The organism is Streptomyces sp. NPDC026377 (assembly GCF_055567715.1).
Window position 1 is genome coordinate 242964 of record NZ_JBVHPV010000009.1, and the last position, 17447, is coordinate 260410.

Sequence of the window (17447 nt, forward strand, 5' to 3'; positions counted from 1 at the left end):
CGGGAACTCACCCCCGTCCGTCGTCCCGGGCGATTCCCGCCAAGCCGTCGCCGGGGCCGCTCACCGGGTGGAAGTAACGGGTGGGCGGACCACACGGGGAGGCGAGGACGTGGAGGGCCTCCGCGTTCACGGTAAGGACAGCCCAAGCCGCCCCCTCGAACCGCCGGTGCACTGTGCACGCCGTGGGCCTGGGACGGGTCACCGGTCGGTGCCACCTCCGCCGAGCCCCGGAGCCACGCTGTGGCCGCTGCGGTCCCACTCGCCAACGCGCGCCGAGGAACTCGCGGAGGGTCCGCTTCAGGCGCGCGTCAGGCCGGGTTGTGAAGCGGCCGGTCCGCGGGCGCGCCCTCGGGAGCCGGGGACCGCGAGGGGCGGACCCGTTCCAGCAGTGGCCCCGTCATCAGCGTCGTCACCACCGCCATCAGCACCATCGCCGTGAACAGGCGGGTGTCGATGACGCCGAGGCCCAGGCCCACGTTGAGGATGACCAGTTCGGTCAGGCCGCGGCAGTTCAGGAGCACCCCGAGCGCCGTCGCCTCCTGGGGGCTCGCCCCCGTCAGGCGGGCCGCGCCGAAGGCGCCGGTGAACTTGCCCACGCAGGCCACCACCACGACCGCCCCCGTCATCAGCAGGCCCCGGACGCCGAGGCCGGAGACGTCCACGGACATCCCGGTGACGGTGAAGAAGACCGGCAGGAGCAGCAGGCTGGTCTGCTCGATCCGCTCGGGGACCTGCGGGGCGCACGCCTCGATGGGGCGGTGCGGGACGACGGCGCCGAAGGCGAACGCGCCGAAGACGGCGTGCAGGCCGATCTCCTCGGTGGCGACGGCGCTCAGCAGGAGGCCGACGACGAGGACGGCGTGGGTGGGCGCGGGGCCGCCCGCCCAGGGTCTGGCCGGGTCGAGGAGCCAGGTGAGCCCCGGCCGTACGAGCAGGACGAGCGCGGCGAGCAGCAGCGCCGACTCCAGCGCCATCCGGGTTAGCGGCCACGGCCCGCTCGCGCGGACCACCACGACCACCGCCGCCAGGATGCACCAGGCGAGGAAGTCCTGGACCGCCGCACAGGCGAGCGAGAGCGTGCCCAACGGGTCCTTGTACAGGCCCCGTTCGGCCAGAATGCGGGCGAGGACGGGGAAGGCGGTGATGGACATGGCCGCGCCGAGGAAGAGCGCCGGGCCCAGCCGTCCTTCCGTCGTGAGCTCGGACTGATCCAGCCAGGGGTGGATCCCGTACGCGAGGCCCACGCCGAGCCCGAACGGCAGCGCCACCGAGGCCAGCGAGACCGCCGCCACCCGCTTTTTCGCGCCGGGGGTGCGCAGCTGCCCGAGGTCCAGGTGGTAGCCGACGCCGAACATGAAGAGAACCAGGCCCAGTTGGGAAAGGAGGTGGAGGTAGGGCAGCGTCGCGGGCGGGACCAGCTTCGTCTCCACGGCGCCCGGGAGGAGGGAGAGGAGGCTGGGGCCGAGCAGGATGCCGCCGACGATCTCGCCCATCACCGCGGGCTGCCGCACCCGCCGGGCGAGCCGGGACAGCGCGAACGCCGCGGCGAGGATGACCGCGAGGGCGAGGAGGAATTGCTGGGTGGGGGGCGCCGCGGCTTGGGCGAGTACGCGATGCGTCGGCATGTCGGGGCACTCCTGTCGGGCCGCAGGGTGTTCCGCTGTGCGGCCGTTCTACCGGCGAATCACCGATGGGCACAACCGCCGTTCAACCGCGCTCTTTTTGACATTGAACAACCCTCGTCACCGCAAAGGAACCCCTATAGAATTACGCCGCACCCGAACCCCGACCCAGTGATCACCGTTGTGCGCACGGGACTTGGATGGGAGTTGACGGATGGATCGCGACGAGGAACTCCGGATTCTCGACCGTGCCCTGGAGCATCTGCGCGACAAACGCCTCCCGCTGACCGACACGGACACGCGGGTGAGCGTCGACCGCTATCACTCCCGGCAGTGGTACCAGGCGGAACTCGACCGCATTTTCACCCGGTTGCCCTCCATGCTGGTGCACGGCTCGGAGATTCCCGAGCCCGGCAGCTTCGCAACCCTGGAGCATTTCGGCAGGCCGCTGATCGTCAGCCGCGACCAGGACGGCGCGGCGCATGTCTTCCTCAACGCCTGCCGGCATCGCGGGGCGCGTCTGGAGAAGGAGCCGTCCGGGCTGCGCAAGCAGTTCACCTGCGGCTATCATGCCTGGCGTTACGACCTGGACGGCACCCTCGCCGCGATCCCGAGCCCGCACTGCTTCCCCGGCGTCGAGCGGGGGAAGCGCAATCTGGTGGCGCTGCCGGCGGTGGAGGCGTACGGATTCGTCTGGCTGATGCCCGAGGAGAAACCGGGACGCGCCGACCTCGACGCGTTCCTGGGCGACTTCCGGCCCGACATCGCCGACCTCGATCTCTCCTCGTACGAGATCCACGGCGCGGAGAGCCAGGAATGGGAGATCAATTGGAAGCTGGTCGTGGAGGGCACTCTCGAGGGCTACCACTTCCCGTTCCTGCACGCGAAGAGCGCCAACCCGCTCTTCGAGAACAGCACGTTCTTCTTCGACTCCTTCGGTCCTCATCTCCGCTCCATCCTGCCCAAGCGGTCGATAAACTTCATCACGAAGACGGAACGTTCCGAACGGCGTCTGCTGTCGGTGGCGAACGTGATCCACACGATCTTCCCCAACGAGACGGTGCTCCACCAGTCGGACCACTTCCTGTGGATCACCAGCCACCCGCTGGGCCCGACCCGTACGCTCGTGAAACTGCGCCTCATCGTGCCGAAGGGATCGGTGGGCGAGGGCAGCGCCGAGCAGTGGGAGGAGAACCGGCAGCTGACGTACCAGGTGCAGTACGAGGACCTGGAGATCTACCGGGAGATCCAGATCGGCCTGACGAGCGGGGCGAACGAGGAACACTGCTTCGGTACGCAGGAGTTCGCGCTCCAGAAGTACAACGAGGCGATCGAGGCGCACCTCTTCCCGGACCGGTGAGCGCTCGCCGCGCGCCGCCTCATTTCGCGGGCAGCCGCCGCTTCGCGGCGTACAGCGCGCCCCCGGCCAGCAGGCCCCAGAACGCGCCGCTGATCCCGAAGAACTGCACGCCCGACACCGTCACCACCAGCGTGACGACCGCCGCCTCCCGGTCGCCCGGGTCGGTGACCGCTCCCACCAGCGAGTTGCCGAGCGCCCCCAGCAGCGCCAGACCCGCCACCGCCTCGATCAGGGTGGGCGGGGCCGCGCCGACGAACGCCACCGCCGCTCCCGCCCCCAGGCCGAGCAGGATGTAGGCGCCGCCGCCGATGGCCGCCGCCCGGTAGCGCTTGCGCGGGTCGGGGCCGGCGTTCTCGTCGGCGCACAGGGCGGCAGTGATCGCGGCGAGGTTGACGGCGTGGCCGCCGAAGGGCGCCGAGGCCAGGCCGAAGGCGCCGGTCCAGCCGAACAGCGGGCCCGGCTCCGGCTCGTAGCCGTTGACGTTCAGGACCGCGATGCCGGGGATGTTCTGCGAGGCCATGGTCACCACGTACAGCGGCAGCGCGATGCCGAGCACGGCCGCCGCCGTGAAGTCCGGTGCGACCAGGACCGGCCGGGGCCACAGGGGGCCAAGGTCGGCGGCGGATATGTGCGTGGTCGCGGTGATCAGGACCACCGCGACGACGACCGCCGCCGGGACCGCGTACAGCTTCCGGAAGGCGCCGACCACCGCCCAGACGCCGACGATGGCCAGGCCCAGCGCCGGTTTCTCCTGGACGGCCTTGGCGGGGGCCAGGCACAGCGGCAGCAGGATGCCCGCGAGCATGGCGTTGGCCAGGGGTTTCGGGATGGCCGAGACAGCGCGTCCGAGCGGCTTCCACAGGCCGGTGACCACGATCAGTGCGGCGGCGACGAGGAACGCGCCGACGGCCGCGGCGAATCCGCCGTCGACCGAGGCCGCGCCGGCCAGCAGCGCCGCCCCGGGGGTCGACCAGGCCACGCTGACCGGCATCCGCAGCCGCAGACTGAGGAAGATCGCGCAGGCGCCCATCGCGACGCAGAGCGCCATCAGGCCGGACGCCGCCTCGGCGCGGCTCGCACCGACCCGGCTGAGGCCTTCGAGGACGATCGCGAACGAGCTGGAGAAGCCCACGAACGCGGCGATCAGCCCGACCGTTCCGGCCCTGACCAGCTCGGACGCCAGGCCCGTGGGCCGGCCGGGGCCGGGGCCTGGGCCCGGTGGGCCGCCGGCGCTCGTCGCCTCCGTCTCGGACGTGGTCACGGCAACTCCTCGTATCCGCTCTGTACGACGATGTCGCGCATGACCTCGCTCGCCCCGGCGGCGACGGTGGCGGCGTGGGCGTCATGCACGGCCCGGACGATCGGCGCGCCCTCCCGGAACCCCTCGGAGCCGTGCAGATGGCGGCACTCCTCGGCCACGGTCCGGGCCACTTCGGTGGCCTTGAGCTTAGCCATCGAACAGGCCGTGATCGACAGCGGGTCGCGGGCGTAGCACCAGGCCGCGTGGTGGGTGAGCCGGCGGGCCGCCTCCACCTCGGTGAGCAGATCGGCCATCTTGTGGCGGACGGCCTGCTTGGCGCTGAGCGTCGACTCGAACATGGCCCGGCCCTTGAGGTGCCGCCAGGTCAGGTCCAGGCAGTTGGCCGCGTCCCCGACCGCCGAGATCCCCGCGGCGAGCCGCTCCAGCTGCATGTTCTTCATGATCTGGACGAAGCCGGAGTTGCGGCGGCCGATCATGTTCTCCTTGGGCACCCGCACCCCGCGCATGCTCACGTCCGCCATGGCGCAGGCACGCCAGGCGATCGAGTCGTTGGGCCGGATACGGACACCCTCGGCGGCGCGGTCCACGACGAGCAGACTCAGACTGCCCTGGCCGCCGTGGGAGCGCGGCTCACCGGTCCGTACCGCCGTCACGAAGAAGTCCGCGTAGCCGCCGTTGACGACGAACCGCTTCTCGGCGTCGACCACCAGGTGGTCGCCGTCCTCGACGGCCGTCGCCTGAAGCCGCCCGAGATCCGACCCCGCCTGCGGTTCGGTGATCGCCAGGCCAGCGATCAGGTCACCGGCCACGGCCGGGCGCAGATAGCGCTGCTGGAGCCCGGGCGAGCCGTTGGTGGCGAGGTAGCTGGTGCCCATGTAGGCGTGGAGGGCCACCGCGAACCGCACTCCCCCGAAGCCGGTGCGGCCCAGCTCCTCCAGGAAGACCACCGAGTGGAAGAGGTCGAGTCCGGCGCCGCCCACGGACCGGGGGTGGTTGAGGCCGAGGAGCCCCTCGGCGGCGAAGGCGTGCCAGGCCGAGCGCGGCATCGCGCGCCGCCGCTCCCACTCGGCCGCGTACGGCAGGACCTCCTTGCGGAAGAACGTACGGAGCGAGGTGCGGAACTCCTCGTGCGCGGGCGTCAGATGGGCCGAGGGGCCGCTCAGCACGTCGGTCACCGCGCGCCCCCCGTCCCCAGCCGTCCGCAGACCGTCGTGAGCACGGCCTCCTCCTCGTCGCGCAGGAAGAAGTGCCCGGCGGGAAAGGACCGGAGTGTGAACTCCCCGGTGGTGTGGTGCTTCCAGGCGGCCATGTCCTCGTACGGGTCGATGTCGTCGTCCTCACCGCACAGCGCCAGGATCGGCGCCGTGATCCGCCCGGGTGAGGCCGGCCAGGTCTCGGCGAGCCGCAGGTCGGCCCGGAGCACCGGCTCCAGGAGCGTCATCAGGGCGCGGCTGGCGAGGACTTCGGGCGGGACGCCGTTCATCTCGCGCAGCCGCCGGTGCAGGGTGGGTCCGTCCATGGTGTGCATGGGCGGGGTGCGCGCCGGGACGCCCGGCGCGCGGCACGCCGAGACGACCAGGAGTTCGGGCGGGCGGTGGCCTTCGATGGTGAGCCGGTGGGTGAGTTCATAGGCGAGCCGGGCGCCCAGGCTGTGGCCGAAGAAGGCGTACGGCCCGCGGGCGGTCTCGGGGGCCAGGGCCTCGGTCAGGGCCCCGAGCGCCTGCGGCCAGGAGTCGAAGGGCCGCTCCCGGAAGCGCTGTTCGCGCCCGGGCAGCCGGATGCCGGTCACCCCGATGCCCGGCGGCACCCGTGCCTGCCAGTCGCGGAAGACCTGGGTGCCGCCGCCCGCGTACGGGAAGCAGTACAGCCGCAGGGCGGCCGGGGCGTCGCCGGAGAACCGGGCGAACGGGTCGCAGGCCGTCCGGGGCGGGGCGGCGGCGCGCGGCACGGGGCGCACGGCGGGCCTACGCCATCGCCTCGTCGACGGCCTTGGCCAGGCTGCTCAGCCGGGCGTCCTCGTAGAGGGTCTCGGGCAGCAGCACGTCGACGGCGAAGCGCTCCTCCACCCGGGACAGGAACTTGATGGCGGTGAGGGAGTTGCCGCCGAGCTCGAAGAAGTCGTCGCCGACGGCCACCTCGGTGATGCCGAACAGACCGCGCCAGATGTCGGCGATCGCCTCCTCGGTCGCGGTCATGGGCGGCGTGCCGAGCGCCGCCTGGGAGTCCTGGGAAGTCATGGCCTTCTCCTCCGTCCGGTCAGTCCCGCGAGGCCACCGGCCGGGCGGCCGGGGCGGCGGGGGGTGGGGTGTGGGTGTCGTGGGCGGCGAGCAGCGCGCGGCCGTCGACCTTGCCGGTCGCCGTCAGCGGCAGCGCCTCGCAGAGGTGGATGCGGGCCGGGACCAGATACGCGGGGAGCCGGGTCCGCAGATGGTGGCGCAGCGAGGCGGGGGTGGCGGACCGGTCCGCCACCACGAAGGCCACCAGGGACCGTTCGCCGCGTTCGGTGCTCACCGTGACGTGGCTGCGCCGCACCGCCGGGTGGCGGTCGAGGTGGTGGGCGACCTCGCCCAGCTCGATGCGGAAGCCGTTGATCTTCACCTGGTCGTCCTCACGGCCCTGGAAGACGAGCGAGCCGTCGGGGAGCAGGGTGCCGTGGTCACCGGTGCGGTAGAGCCGTTCGCCGACGCCGTCGACCACGCGGTCCACGAACCGCTCGGCGGTGAGCTCGGGCATGCCGAGGTAGCCGGGCGAGAGCCCGTCGCCCGCCAGACAGATCTCTCCGGTCCGGCCGGGCTCGCACAGGGTGGTCCCGTCGATCACGTAGAGCCGGGTGTTCTGGATGGGGGTGCCGATCGGCAGCAGCGCGGAGTCGGGGACGAGCCGGTCGATCCGGTGGTAGGTGGCGAAGGTGGTGGCCTCGGTGGGCCCGTAGACATGGACGAGGCGGCCCGGCCCGTACCGGCGCAGCGCCGCCGTCACGTGCGGGATCGAGTGGAGCTCACCGCCCATGAGGACGGTCTCGGTGCCGTCCAGGGCGCCGGGCTCCTCGTCGACGACGGCGTTGAACAGGGCGGTGGTGAGGAAGACGACCGTGACGCGGTGCTCGTCGATGACCCGCCCGAGCCGGGAGAGGCGCACCAGGCCCTCCGGGTAGAGCACGCAGGTGCCGCCGTTGAGCAGCGCGCCCCAGATCTCGAAGGTGGCGGCGTCGAAGGTGACCGGTGCGAGCTGGAGCAGCCGGCTGTCCGCCTCCAGCCGGGCGAAGCGGGCGCCGAGGACGAGCCGGGCGATGCTGCGGTGACGGATGGCCACGCCCTTGGGGCGGCCGGTGGAGCCGGAGGTGAAGTTGACGTACGCGAGCGCCCCGCCGTCGATCTCGACGGCCGGGGCCTCCTCGTGCTCCTCCAACGCGCCTTCCACCGGCAGGACACGGCACTCGCCGAGCCGCCGGGCGAGCTGTTCACGGCGGTCGGTCAGCACCCAGCGGCAGTCGGCCCGCGCGAACAGGCCGTGCAGCCGTTCGTCGGGCCAGCCCGCGTCGAAGGGCAGATACGCGCCCCCGCACTTGAGCACCGCGAGCAGCGCCACGATCAGTTCCGGCGAGCGGGTCAGACAGACGCCGACGGTCGAGCCCGGCGTGAAGCCCTCGGCGAGGAGTCGGCGGGCCAGGCCGTTGGAGAGCCGGTCGAGCCGGCCGTAGGTGTACGCGCGCTTCTCCTGCACCACCGCGGGCGCCTCGGGGTCCCGCGCGGCGCTCGCGGCGAAGAGCGCGGGCACGGAGGTGTCCCGCGGGTAGTCGGTGGCGGTCCGGTTGATCCGGCGGTGGAGGGCGAAGGCCGCCTCGGTGCCGGTGAGTCGGGTTGCGTCGAGTCTTTCCAGCGCGGACACCCCTCGGGATGTGGCGACGTCGGAGCGGGAGTGGCCGGCCCGGTTCAGCGGGCGGGCCGGAACGGCGTGCCGTTGACGGTCCGGTCGACGAACCGGTTGTGCCCGTACCTGTCCTCGCCGGACACCAGGACGCAGCCGAACCGGTCGAGGCTGGCCTCCCCGCCGAACTCCTCCAGGGCGTCCGAGTACGGGTAGACCCGCACCTGGGTCGGCAGATAGCGGGCCGCGTACCCGAGCCGCATGTGGTCGGTCAGGCCCGCGTGCGGGTGCGAGGCGTGCATCAGGGTCGACCAGAAGACGATGAACTGGCCCTGCTTGAGCACCATCGACTTGGCCTGGGACTCGTCCGGGCTCCAGTTCGGGTCCTTCTGGAGCTGGCGGTAGTCGTAGCCGAAGAAGCCGCGCCGCACGCCGCCCTTCTCCACCTTGCCGATGGAGTCCGCGTCGTACGTCATGACCTTGGACTCGTCGTAGTTCATCGTCCGGTGCGACCCGGGGATGAACTGGAGGCAGCCCATCTCCACGCCGGCGTCGGTGAACGCCGACCAGACGGTGATGGTGCCGCCGAACTCGGAGTCCTCGGGCCAGACGATCTGGGGGTGCTTGGATCCGGCCACGTTGGAGAAGTTGTCGGCCTGGTGCCAGTCCGTGCCCTCGTCGCCGGGGTACTTCGGGAAGAACTCGGTGCGCCAGCAGAGCACGTCGGGACCGAGGAGGCTGGCGACCCGGTGGACGATCTCGGGGCGGGTGATGTGGTCGGCGAGGAAGTCGACGTCGAGGTGGCGGTCGTAGTTGGCGAGGTTGGTGACGCCGGAGACCGCCTTCTCCTGCCCGTAGATCGCGCGCTTGGTGTTGAGCAGCTTGGGGCGCAGGGCGCGGAGGTTCTTCTCCATCTCGTCGGGTTCGTAGAGGTCGAACGGGCCGATGTATCCGTCCCGGTGGAACTGCTCGATCTCCCGGGCGCTCAGGGAGAAGTCGGTGCTCGTGGTGCCGGCCAGGTCGTCCATGCATCACCTCTGTGTAAGCGACACTCCGCTGCGGAAGCGGACGGGTAAATGCGTGCTGTTCCGGTCAACTCTCGCCAGTCGAGGACGAGTTGCGCTCTGTTTAACACACGACCTCCTCCGGACGCTTCTATTCCCCGGAGTTGCACAGGTGGACACCCGCCGGGGACATCGTGCGGGTGGCGGGGTGTGCGGGGCCGGTGGACCGCCGTACGGATCACGCGTGGCGGGGTACGGAGACGGGCGGCGCGGCCCGCCGGGACCGCGCACAATCGGCCGCGCGCGCGAGCTTCGGGCATAACCTTCCGGATGCGGACAGATTGCGCGGCTGGCGGACCCGGGAAACGGGCCGGCGCCCGCCCCGCACCCCCAGCGCGTTCCACCGGGGCGCGTGAGGGCCTTGACGGGCGCGCGACTTGCGCCTTTCGGCCCTTGACGCGGTATCCCGGAGAGGGGAAGACTCTCGCTGATAATCCGCATCACTGACGATGCCCTCCGGGGCCCCTTCCGGGAGGACCCCGTGCGTCTGTCCCCGCCCCTGACCACGCCGCTGCGGATCGCGGCCGCGACGCTCTGGCTCCCGGACCGGCGCGAGACCACCGAGGCCGCCCTCGCGGCCGGCCGGGTCGACGAGGAGACAGCGGCGACCCGCCTGGGCTACCGCGAGGTCACCGTCAGCCCCGACCACGCCGCCCCGGAGATGGCGGTCCTCGCCGCCACCGACGCGCTGGCCGCCGCCGGGTGGGACGGGGCGGACCTCGGCCTGGTCGCGCACGCCTGGACCTACCACCAGGGCCACGACTTCTGGGCACCCGCCAACTACGTCGCCCACCACATCGGCGCCTCGAACGTGCCCGCCGTGGGCGTCCAGCAGATGTGCAACGGCGGAGCCGCCGCACTCGAAGTCGCCGCCGCCCGCATGATCGCGGACCCGTCCGTGGCCCGCGCCGCGGTCACCACCGGCGACCGCTTCCTGCCGCCCGCCTTCGACCGCTGGCTCGGCGACTACGAGCTGGTCTACGGCGACGCCGGGACCGCCCTCCTCCTGGACCGCGCCCAGGGCCCGTACGAGCTGCTGTCGGTGGCCACCGTGGCGCGTTCGGAGTACGAGACGATGCACCGCGGCGACGACGAGTTCAGCTCGATGCCCCGCACCCTGCCCCAGGTGGACGTGCGCCGCACCAAACGCGCCTTCGTCGCCTCGGGGGCCGAGCCCCGGTTCGCGGCGGCGATGGCCGAGGCCGTCCCCGACGTCGTCGCCACCGCGCTGACCGAGGCCGGGCTCGCCCCCGACGACCCCCGGGTACGCTTCCTCGCCCTCCCCCGGCTGGGCTCCGGGCCGCTGGAGGAGTTCCTCCACCCGGCCGTCGCACACCTGGGTCTGTGCCACGCGGAGATCCTCAACCTGGGCGGCGGGACCGGGCACCTGGGCGCTGGGGACTCGGCCGCCAACCTGGCGGCCCTGCACACCGACAAGCGGCTCACGGAAGGCGAGGTGGCGCTGCTGCTCAGCCTGGGCGGCGGCTTCAGCTGGTCCTGCGTCGCGGTGCGGGCGGTGACGCGATGAGGGGGCAGCCTACGGACGGGAAGCCCGGCGACCGCGCGGTGGTGGCCATCCTGTGCGCGGGGTTCTTCCTGCTCGACTTCGACCTGGTCGTCATCAACCCGGTCCTGGTCCCCGTCTCCAAGGACTTCGACGTCGGTCTGGGCACCACCACGCTCGCCCTCACCGGCTATCTGGCGATGGTCGGCATCATGCAGCCGGTGCACGGCGCGATCTCGGACCGCGTGGGCCGGGTGCGCGTGCTGCGGACCGCGCTGTTCGGGCTCGGCCTCGCCGATCTGGCGGCGGCCCTGGCGCCCGACGCGGCGCTGCTGATCGCAGGCCGGGCGGTCGCCGGCGGCTTCGCCGCCGCCCTCATCCCGGTGACCGTCGCGTACGTGGGCGACCACATCCCGATGGAGCGCCGCCAGCGCACCATGGCGGCGATCATGTCCTCCAGCGCGGTCGGCGCCGCCTTGGCGACCGTCGTCGCGGGCGCCCTCACCGAACTGTTCGACTGGCGCTCGCCCCTGCTCATCCCGGCGGTGGCCGCGCCCCTGCTCGCCGTGGTGTACACCCGGCTGCCGGAGGCGCCCCGGGCCGAGGGCGCCGAGGGCCCCAGCGTGCGGGAGCGGTTCGCCCAGGTGCTCGGGGACGGCTGGTTCCGGTTCCTCATCCCGTTCACCCTCGTCGAGGGCGCGGCGATGATGGGCCTGTTCAACTTCTTCAACGCGGCCCTGCAGAAGCACGGCAGCAGCGCCCTGATGTCGGGCCTGGTGACCAGCGCGTACGGGGTGGCGGCCATCGGCGGCAGTGTCGTCGTCAGGGCCTTCGACACCCGCGCGACCGGCGCGGGCATGTTCGGCTGGGGCACCGGTCTGCTCTTCGTGGGCTATCTCACGGCCGCGCTCACCCAGTCGGTGCCGGGCATCCTGATCGCCAGCGCGCTCGCCGGACTCGCCCTCGCCGTCGGCCAGTCCGCGCTCCAGGCATGGGTCCTGGAGGCGGCCGCACCCGAGGCACGCGGCAGCGCCGCCGCGCTCGTCGCCTGCTCGGTCTTCACCGGGGCCGCCGTCAGCACGGCCGCCGTCGGCCCGCTCGCGGGGCGCGGCGACTTCGGGACGCTCTTCGCCGTCGCGGCCGCCGCGACCGCGATGTCGTCGGTCGTCGGCACCCTCGCCCGGGCCCGCTTCGAACGCTCCGACCGCGGTCGGCGGATGCCCGCCGGGCCGCCCGTGGACCAGGAAGCCCCGAACCCACTCAACTGAAGGAGAAGCATCCATGGCGCTGTTCGCGGTGATAGCCAAGCGTGCCCCGGTCGGCATCGGTATCGAGGAGTTCCAGCAGAAGCTCGCCGAGGGCTTCCGCTACACGCAGGAGCTCCAGGAGAAGGGGCTGATCAAGGACCGCTGGATCCTGGTGGGCGCCTCGGCGGGGCTCAACATCTACGACGTGGAGTCGCACGAGCAGCTGATGCGGCTGCTCTACCGCAGCCCCGCCGGGCTGCACCTGGACTACGAGGTGTATCCGCTGATCAGCCCGCCGAGCTACGACCCGACGGCCGAGGGTCCGGCCCACTGAAGAACGCCCGCTCGATCCGGCTCAGCGAGCGGAAGTCGTCGAGGTCGAGGTGCTCGATGTCGACCGTCCGCCCGCTGAGCCGCTCGATCAGCACGATGAACTCCAGAAAGCCCAGTGAGTCGATGAGCCGGCTCTCGATCAGGTCGTCCTGCGCACCGATCCCGCCCGCCTCCGGGTGGCGCCGGGAGATCCAGGCGACGACTTCCGCCAGTCCGGCGGCCGGCGCCCTCACCGCTCGGCCCCGGGGGCGCGGACCGTGCCGCCGAGCGCCGTGGCGGCCTTCTCCACGGCCTCCGTCGCCGCCTCCCAGCTCCCGTACCGCGTGTGGAGCACCGACAGCCAGCGCTCCAGGCCGAAGGCCGCGCAACTGGTGTGAACGGGGCGGCCCGTGCTCTCCAGGGTGATCCGGCAGCGCTCGCCGAAGAAGTTGCGGTGGACGTTGAGCGAGGCTATCGCCAGGTCGTCGACGATGAACTCGTGTTTGACGGGCGAGAGGCGCTGGAGCAGCGCCCGCTGCCCGCCCCGGTCGTAGAAGGGGTCGGTCGCGGCCTCCTTGCGCACGGCGAGGCCGAGGGCGTCGGTGAGGGCGGTGACCCGCTCCTCGAACCGGCGCAGGTGCTCCTGGGTGAAGTCGGACGAGCCGAGCGCCACGATCTCGCGCATATGGAAGCCGAGGAGGCGCCGCAGCCCGTCGTAGTGCTCCTCGCGGCGGAAGCAGCGCCCGAGCACGGTCACGGTCGTCCGCTCGGGCAGGGCACGGCCCTCGTGGTGGAGGTAGACGGCGAAGCAGGCGGCCGAGGGGAGGCCGAAGAGCGCGGGTTCGAGGGCGTCCGGCGCGAACCGCTCGTACGAGGCGCCTGCTTGATGGCGGGTCAGGTCCAGGGTGCTCACCACGAGCGCCTGGTGCGGGAAGTTCTCGTACACGTCGAGGCGGGAGAGGTCGGCGACCGGGAGCAGCGGCGGCATGATCATCGGCTCGGCGCCGCTGTCCGTCCCCCAGCCCTCCAGGAGGGCGTCGAGCCGTTTCAGCAGGACGGCCGGACCGGCCGAGAGGGTCTGCGGGCCCGGGCCGGCCGCCGGGGACGCCGTCATGAGACGACTTCGGCGGTGGCGCCGGAGAGCGCCAGCCGCAGGACGTCCTGGGCGCAGCCCCAGGAGAGGCCGACCGCGATGCCGCCGTGGCCGTAGTTGTGGATCACCCGTGCCGAGCCGAGGGGCTCCACTTCGAGGCGGGTCTGCGGCCGTGACGCCCGCAGGCCGACCTCGACCCCGGTGACCTCCGCCCCGGCGATGCGCGGCTCCACGGCGACGCAGCGCGCCAGGATCTCCTCGGTCTGGGCGGGGTCCGGTTCCATGCTCCACACCTCGCGCTCGGCGGTCCCGCCGCACACCAGGCGGCGCCCGTGCGGGAAGTAGCCGGTGGAGTCGCGGCCGGGGTTCTGCTCGAAGAAGAACTCCTCGATGCCCGGGTTCTCCACGATGACGTGCTGGCCGCGGACCGGGAAGACCTTGGGGTCGTTGGCCAGGGCGCGCGCCCCCACGCCCGTGCAGTTGACGACGAGCGGCGCCTGGGCGGCGGCCTCCTCCAGCGAGTCCACCGTGCCCACGTCGACGCTGCCCCCGGCGGCCGTGACCCGGGAGGCCAGGTGGTCCAGGTAGACGGGCATGTCCACGATCGGCAGATCGACCCGGAACGCCACCGGGAACCCGCCGCTCTCCTCCTCGCCGCACGGCGTGTAGCCGGGCAGATGGGCCGCCCACTCGTGGCCGCCGGCGGCCCGCCGGTTCACCAGGCGGCCCCGGGTCAGCCGGACGCCGCTGTCCGGCTGCTTGGCCAGCGCCCCGAACTCGGCCAGGCTCGCCTGGTGCCAGGGGCGGGTGATGGCCGTCGGAGCGAACTTGGCCTCCGCCTCGCTCTCGTCGGCGATCGCGGGACCGCCGACGATCGCTCCCGCCACGGCCGAGGTGGTCTCCCGGGGCGTGCGCTCGGCGACGACCCGGACCGTGAAGCCGCGCTCGGCCAGACATACCGCCGTGGTCAGTCCGGCCACACCCGCGCCGATGACCAGGGCCTCGTTTCGCATCGTCACTCGACTGCACCTCTCACTGTGGAAGCTGGGCGAAAGAGCCGTACGGCAGTCCCGCACGGAAAAGACGTTCCGCGCCCGCCGGGTGTGACCGGCCGGGGGCTATTCGCGGGATACCGCGACGCAGGACCAGGTGAAGCCGTTGCCGGCGCTCAGGAAGAGCGCCACCTCGCCCGGCGCGAGCCGGTCGTCGGCCTGGAGGGTGGCGAGGTTGGCCACGACGTCCCCGGCTCCGAGGTGCCCGGTGTCGCGGCCCAGGTCGAGGAGTTCGGTGTGGGGCAGGGCCAGTTCACGCACGGAGGGCCCGTAGAACTGGTCGAGGGCGCCGGTGCTGAGGCGCGGCAGGACGAGGAGGCGCAGCCGGGGGTCGGCCGGGGTGAGCCCGGCGTCCGCGATGGCGTCGAGCACCACGCGCTGCACGGAGCGGCGCAGTACGGCGACGAACCTGGGCCAGCCGCCGCCCGCCCGGAAGACGAGTTTGGTGCGCCGGGCGCTGACCGTGGCGTACGTGCTGCGCGGGGCGGGGGTGAAGGCGTCGTCGCCGCGGTAGAGCACCTCGTACTCGGGGACGCTCACCGAGGCGATGGCGAGCAGCCGGTAGGGGCCCGCGTCGCGGTCGAGGAGCAGGGCGGTGGCCGCGTCCCCGTACGCCACGTCGATGTCGCCCGACCAGCGGTCGAAGCCGGGCTCGACGAACCGGTCGGCGGTCGTGATCAGGCACCGGTTGACCGAGGGGTCGAGCGCGAGGCGGCCCGCGGCGGTTTCCAGGGCGGCCACGGCGCCGTTGGAGGTCTGCTGCACCCCCACGGGGGTGGCGTGGCGGGCTCCGATGCCGTGGGCCACGTAGTGCGGCGCGGACCAGAAGTCATGCCCCTGGTGGTAGATCCAGGAGTGGACGACCAGGCCGAGGTCGTCGCCGGACCAGCCCGCGTCGGCGAGCGCCTTCTGGGCCGCGAGCACGGCCATCTCGGGGGCCGCCCGGTCCGGGCTCTCGCTCAGCGCGCGGTAGCCGAGCCGGTCGGCGGTCTCCTGGTCGAGCCGCCCGGCCGCGACCGCCCTGGCGGTGTCCAGGCGGCGGGACGGGAGCCAGAGCACGGCAGCGGCTATGCCCGGCGGTTCGGGTAACGGCGGACTCAGTCTCACGGGCTGCCTCCTCGGACCGGCCCGACGGCTCGGGCCGTAGCTCCCGGCTGCCCACTATATTGTCAGCGTTATTGATTGTCAGGCATCTGTCTCGCGGCTTCGCGCACGACCGGTGTGTTTCAGGCATCCTCCGCCGGTTCCGCGCCGAGTGTCGTTCGGCATGTGCTGTCGTTCTCTGTGGTTGTCGTGGTTGTCGTAGTTGTCGTGATTCCGGAGTGTGAGGAGATCCGTGGTGTCCCAACCGACCGCCCCTCTCGGCGCCGACGCGGTGGTGCCGCTGTCGCCGATCGGCCATGTCGTTACGGAGTACGCCCGCCCCCAGCAGACGCCGCCGCAGGCGACCCTGGCGTACGGGGACCAGGGCCGGGTCGTGCTCTACGAGCCGTACGCGGGAGGGCTCGACGGCATCGCCGAGGGCTGGTACGTGTGGCTGCTGACCTGGCTGCACGACCAGACCGATGAGGAGGCCGCACCGCTGCGGGTGGTGCCGCGCGGCTGGGAGGGGAGCGGGCGTACGACCGGCGTCTACGCCACCCGGACGCCCAACCGGCACAACCGCATCGGTCTGAGCCTGGTCCGGATCCGCGAGGTGAAGGGCAACGTCCTCCACTTCGACGGGGTGGACCTCGTCAACGGCACTCCGGTGCTCGACATCAAGCCGTATTCGCCGACGTCGGACACTCCGCCGAAGGACGCGTAGCCGCGGCGTGCTCCGCGCGCGCGGCGAGCGGCCCGGTGACCGTGCCCGCCGCGAGGAACAGGGTGCCCAGGAGCAGCCAGCCCGCCACTCCTCCGTGGGTGACCAGGGCCGCGACGAGGAGCGGTCCGCCCGCCCTCGCCAGGTCGGAGCCGAGGCTCCAGGCGCCCAGGAACTCGCCCTGGCGGCGCGGGTCGGCGAGCCCGTAGGAGACGCCCCAGCCGCTCGCCGAGGAGAGCAGCTCCCCCGCCGTCAGCAGGGCCACGCCGACCGTGAGCACGAGCACGGCGGCCACCGGCGGGAGGGCTGCCGTGGTGGCCGTCACCGCGCAGGCGGCGAGCAGGGCCCATCCGGCGCGCCGGCCCGCGACCGCCGCCCCGGCGACGGTGTCGCTGCCGCGCGCGGCCCGCACCTGGAGCAGGATCACCAGCGCGGTGTTGAGCAGCATCAGCACCGCCACCGACCAGGTGGGCGCGTGCGTACGGGCCGAAATCCACAGCGGGAGGCCGAGGTTGAGGATGTCGGCGTTGACGTAGAGCAGCCCGGAGAGCGCGGCGAGGGCGAGGAAGCGGCGGTCACGCAGGGCGGCGAGGCGGTGTGCGGGCCGCTCGGCGTCCGGCCGCGGGGCGGGGCTCGCACCGTCGTCCGGCATCCGGGCCACGATGGCGGCGACGGCCGCGTAGGAGGCGCAGTTGCCGAGGACCAGGACGGTGTACCCGGTACGGGAGTCGGTGGCCAGGGCGGCGCCCGCGCCCAGACTGCCGAGCGAGAAGCCGATGTTGAGCATCACCCGGGTGTGGGCGCTGGCCGCGACGAGCGCCGAGGAGTCCGCGATCCGGGCGAGGTAGGCGCCGCGGACCGGCCGGGACGCGCTCTCGGCGAGCGTGATGGCGCAGACGACGGCGAGGAAACCGGCGAAGCCGTCGACGAAGAGGTATCCGGCGAAGGCCACGGCCCGTACGAGGACGGTGGCCAGATAGACGCGGCGGTGCCCGAACCGGTCCCCGAGCTTTCCGGCCGGGACGGCGACGGCGGGTCCGAGCAGGGCGGCGACCGTCAGACCGAGGCCGACCTGGGTGGCGCCGAGCCCGACGATCCGGGTGAAGAAGAGGGCGGCGCCGGTGTGGAAGAGGCCGTTGCCGATCCAGTCGACGAGGGTGGAGAGGGCGTAGGCGCGCAGCGGGCCGCGGGGTGGCAGCAGGGCTGCCACCCCGGAAGAGGTGGTGGACATGCCCCCAGCCAACGGCCTTCCGCCGCGCAC

General features: G+C 72.6%; 17 protein-coding genes. 5 read left to right on the forward strand and 12 right to left on the reverse strand.

Annotated elements, in window-relative coordinates:
- Positions 1–308: 308 nt before the first annotated feature.
- On the reverse strand, positions 309–1625 hold the full coding sequence (locus ACZ4MU_RS20675; RefSeq protein WP_467878458.1) for a cation:proton antiporter: 1317 nt from the start codon (positions 1623–1625) through the stop codon (positions 309–311).
- Positions 1626–1836: 211 nt separating this feature from the next.
- Here ACZ4MU_RS20675 and ACZ4MU_RS20680 point away from each other — a divergent pair, with 211 nt between their 5' ends.
- Positions 1837–2982, forward strand: a complete 1146-nt coding sequence (locus ACZ4MU_RS20680; protein ID WP_467878460.1) for an aromatic ring-hydroxylating oxygenase subunit alpha — start codon at positions 1837–1839, stop codon at positions 2980–2982.
- 19 nt (positions 2983–3001) lie between these two features.
- On the opposite strand, the gene ACZ4MU_RS20685 is transcribed toward ACZ4MU_RS20680, so the two are convergent.
- The 6 genes from ACZ4MU_RS20685 to ACZ4MU_RS20710 are packed head-to-tail and all read right to left on the reverse strand — an operon-like array spanning position 3002 to position 9138.
- Positions 3002–4243 (reverse strand): benzoate/H(+) symporter BenE family transporter, encoded by a 1242-nt coding sequence (locus tag ACZ4MU_RS20685; RefSeq protein ID WP_467878462.1) that lies wholly within the window; start codon positions 4241–4243, stop codon positions 3002–3004.
- Positions 4240–5418 carry an acyl-CoA dehydrogenase family protein gene (locus ACZ4MU_RS20690; protein WP_467878465.1) on the reverse strand — a complete coding sequence of 393 codons (1179 nt, stop codon included), beginning with the start codon at positions 5416–5418 and terminating at the stop codon, positions 4240–4242. The genes ACZ4MU_RS20685 and ACZ4MU_RS20690 overlap by 4 nt, the downstream gene beginning before the upstream one ends.
- Positions 5415–6200, reverse strand: a complete 786-nt coding sequence (locus tag ACZ4MU_RS20695; RefSeq protein WP_467878467.1) for a thioesterase II family protein — start codon at positions 6198–6200, stop codon at positions 5415–5417. Before ACZ4MU_RS20695 ends, ACZ4MU_RS20690 begins: the two co-directional genes overlap by 4 nt.
- 7 nt (positions 6201–6207) lie before the next feature.
- A complete protein-coding gene (locus ACZ4MU_RS20700) occupies positions 6208–6480 on the reverse strand; it encodes a phosphopantetheine-binding protein (protein WP_467878470.1) in 273 nt (90 codons plus the stop codon).
- Between the two features lie 19 nt (positions 6481–6499).
- Positions 6500–8131, reverse strand: a complete 1632-nt coding sequence (locus ACZ4MU_RS20705) for an amino acid adenylation domain-containing protein (RefSeq protein ID WP_467878473.1) — start codon at positions 8129–8131, stop codon at positions 6500–6502.
- Between the two features lie 44 nt (positions 8132–8175).
- Complete coding sequence (locus ACZ4MU_RS20710) at positions 8176–9138, reverse strand: chlorinating enzyme (protein ID WP_467878476.1); 963 nt, start codon at positions 9136–9138, stop codon at positions 8176–8178.
- 517 nt (positions 9139–9655) lie between these two features.
- Here ACZ4MU_RS20710 and ACZ4MU_RS20715 point away from each other — a divergent pair.
- From ACZ4MU_RS20715 to ACZ4MU_RS20725, 3 genes are read left to right on the forward strand one after another with little or no spacing between them, the layout of a single operon-like run.
- Entirely contained in the window at positions 9656–10702 is a 1047-nt protein-coding gene (locus ACZ4MU_RS20715; protein WP_467878478.1) for a 3-oxoacyl-[acyl-carrier-protein] synthase III C-terminal domain-containing protein, read from the forward strand.
- Positions 10699–11946 carry an MFS transporter gene (locus ACZ4MU_RS20720; RefSeq protein ID WP_467878481.1) on the forward strand — a complete coding sequence of 416 codons (1248 nt, stop codon included), beginning with the start codon at positions 10699–10701 and terminating at the stop codon, positions 11944–11946. Before ACZ4MU_RS20715 ends, ACZ4MU_RS20720 begins: the two co-directional genes overlap by 4 nt.
- 13 nt (positions 11947–11959) lie before the next feature.
- Complete coding sequence (locus ACZ4MU_RS20725) at positions 11960–12259, forward strand: muconolactone Delta-isomerase family protein (protein ID WP_467878484.1); 300 nt, start codon at positions 11960–11962, stop codon at positions 12257–12259.
- Here ACZ4MU_RS20725 and ACZ4MU_RS20730 read toward each other — a convergent pair.
- The 4 genes from ACZ4MU_RS20730 to ACZ4MU_RS20745 form a co-directional block, all read right to left on the reverse strand.
- Positions 12213–12491, reverse strand: a complete 279-nt coding sequence (locus ACZ4MU_RS20730) for an acyl carrier protein (protein WP_467878486.1) — start codon at positions 12489–12491, stop codon at positions 12213–12215. The genes ACZ4MU_RS20725 and ACZ4MU_RS20730 overlap by 47 nt on opposite strands.
- Entirely contained in the window at positions 12488–13351 is an 864-nt protein-coding gene (locus ACZ4MU_RS20735) for a class-II aminoacyl-tRNA synthetase family protein (protein ID WP_467878488.1), read from the reverse strand. The genes ACZ4MU_RS20730 and ACZ4MU_RS20735 overlap by 4 nt, the downstream gene beginning before the upstream one ends.
- Positions 13348–14343 carry an FAD-dependent oxidoreductase gene (locus ACZ4MU_RS20740; protein WP_467878678.1) on the reverse strand — a complete coding sequence of 332 codons (996 nt, stop codon included), beginning with the start codon at positions 14341–14343 and terminating at the stop codon, positions 13348–13350. The genes ACZ4MU_RS20735 and ACZ4MU_RS20740 overlap by 4 nt, the downstream gene beginning before the upstream one ends.
- A 105-nt stretch (positions 14344–14448) precedes the next feature.
- A complete protein-coding gene (locus ACZ4MU_RS20745) occupies positions 14449–15489 on the reverse strand; it encodes a ketoacyl-ACP synthase III family protein (protein WP_467878490.1) in 1041 nt (346 codons plus the stop codon).
- Positions 15490–15721: 232 nt separating this feature from the next.
- Here ACZ4MU_RS20745 and tsaA point away from each other — a divergent pair, with 232 nt between their 5' ends.
- Complete coding sequence (gene tsaA / locus ACZ4MU_RS20750) at positions 15722–16189, forward strand: tRNA (N6-threonylcarbamoyladenosine(37)-N6)-methyltransferase TrmO (protein WP_467878492.1); 468 nt, start codon at positions 15722–15724, stop codon at positions 16187–16189.
- On the opposite strand, the gene ACZ4MU_RS20755 is transcribed toward tsaA, so the two are convergent.
- Positions 16143–17417 (reverse strand): MFS transporter, encoded by a 1275-nt coding sequence (locus ACZ4MU_RS20755; RefSeq protein ID WP_467878495.1) that lies wholly within the window; start codon positions 17415–17417, stop codon positions 16143–16145. The genes tsaA and ACZ4MU_RS20755 overlap by 47 nt on opposite strands.
- Positions 17418–17447: the final 30 nt, after the last annotated feature.

What these genes read in the sequence shown, in the direction of transcription:
- ACZ4MU_RS20675 (WP_467878458.1), bottom strand. Translation starts at nt 1,625, where the DNA reads ATGCCGACGCATCGCGTACTCGCCCAAGCCGCGGCGCCCCCCACCCAG.
- ACZ4MU_RS20680 (WP_467878460.1), top strand. Translation starts at nt 1,837, where the DNA reads ATGGATCGCGACGAGGAACTCCGGATTCTCGACCGTGCCCTGGAGCAT.
- ACZ4MU_RS20700 (WP_467878470.1), bottom strand. Translation starts at nt 6,480, where the DNA reads ATGACTTCCCAGGACTCCCAGGCGGCGCTCGGCACGCCGCCCATGACC.
- ACZ4MU_RS20710 (WP_467878476.1), bottom strand. Translation starts at nt 9,138, where the DNA reads ATGGACGACCTGGCCGGCACCACGAGCACCGACTTCTCCCTGAGCGCC.
- ACZ4MU_RS20720 (WP_467878481.1), top strand. Translation starts at nt 10,699, where the DNA reads ATGAGGGGGCAGCCTACGGACGGGAAGCCCGGCGACCGCGCGGTGGTG.
- ACZ4MU_RS20725 (WP_467878484.1), top strand. Translation starts at nt 11,960, where the DNA reads ATGGCGCTGTTCGCGGTGATAGCCAAGCGTGCCCCGGTCGGCATCGGT.
- ACZ4MU_RS20735 (WP_467878488.1), bottom strand. Translation starts at nt 13,351, where the DNA reads ATGACGGCGTCCCCGGCGGCCGGCCCGGGCCCGCAGACCCTCTCGGCC.
- ACZ4MU_RS20740 (WP_467878678.1), bottom strand. Translation starts at nt 14,343, where the DNA reads ATGCGAAACGAGGCCCTGGTCATCGGCGCGGGTGTGGCCGGACTGACC.
- ACZ4MU_RS20755 (WP_467878495.1), bottom strand. Translation starts at nt 17,417, where the DNA reads ATGTCCACCACCTCTTCCGGGGTGGCAGCCCTGCTGCCACCCCGCGGC.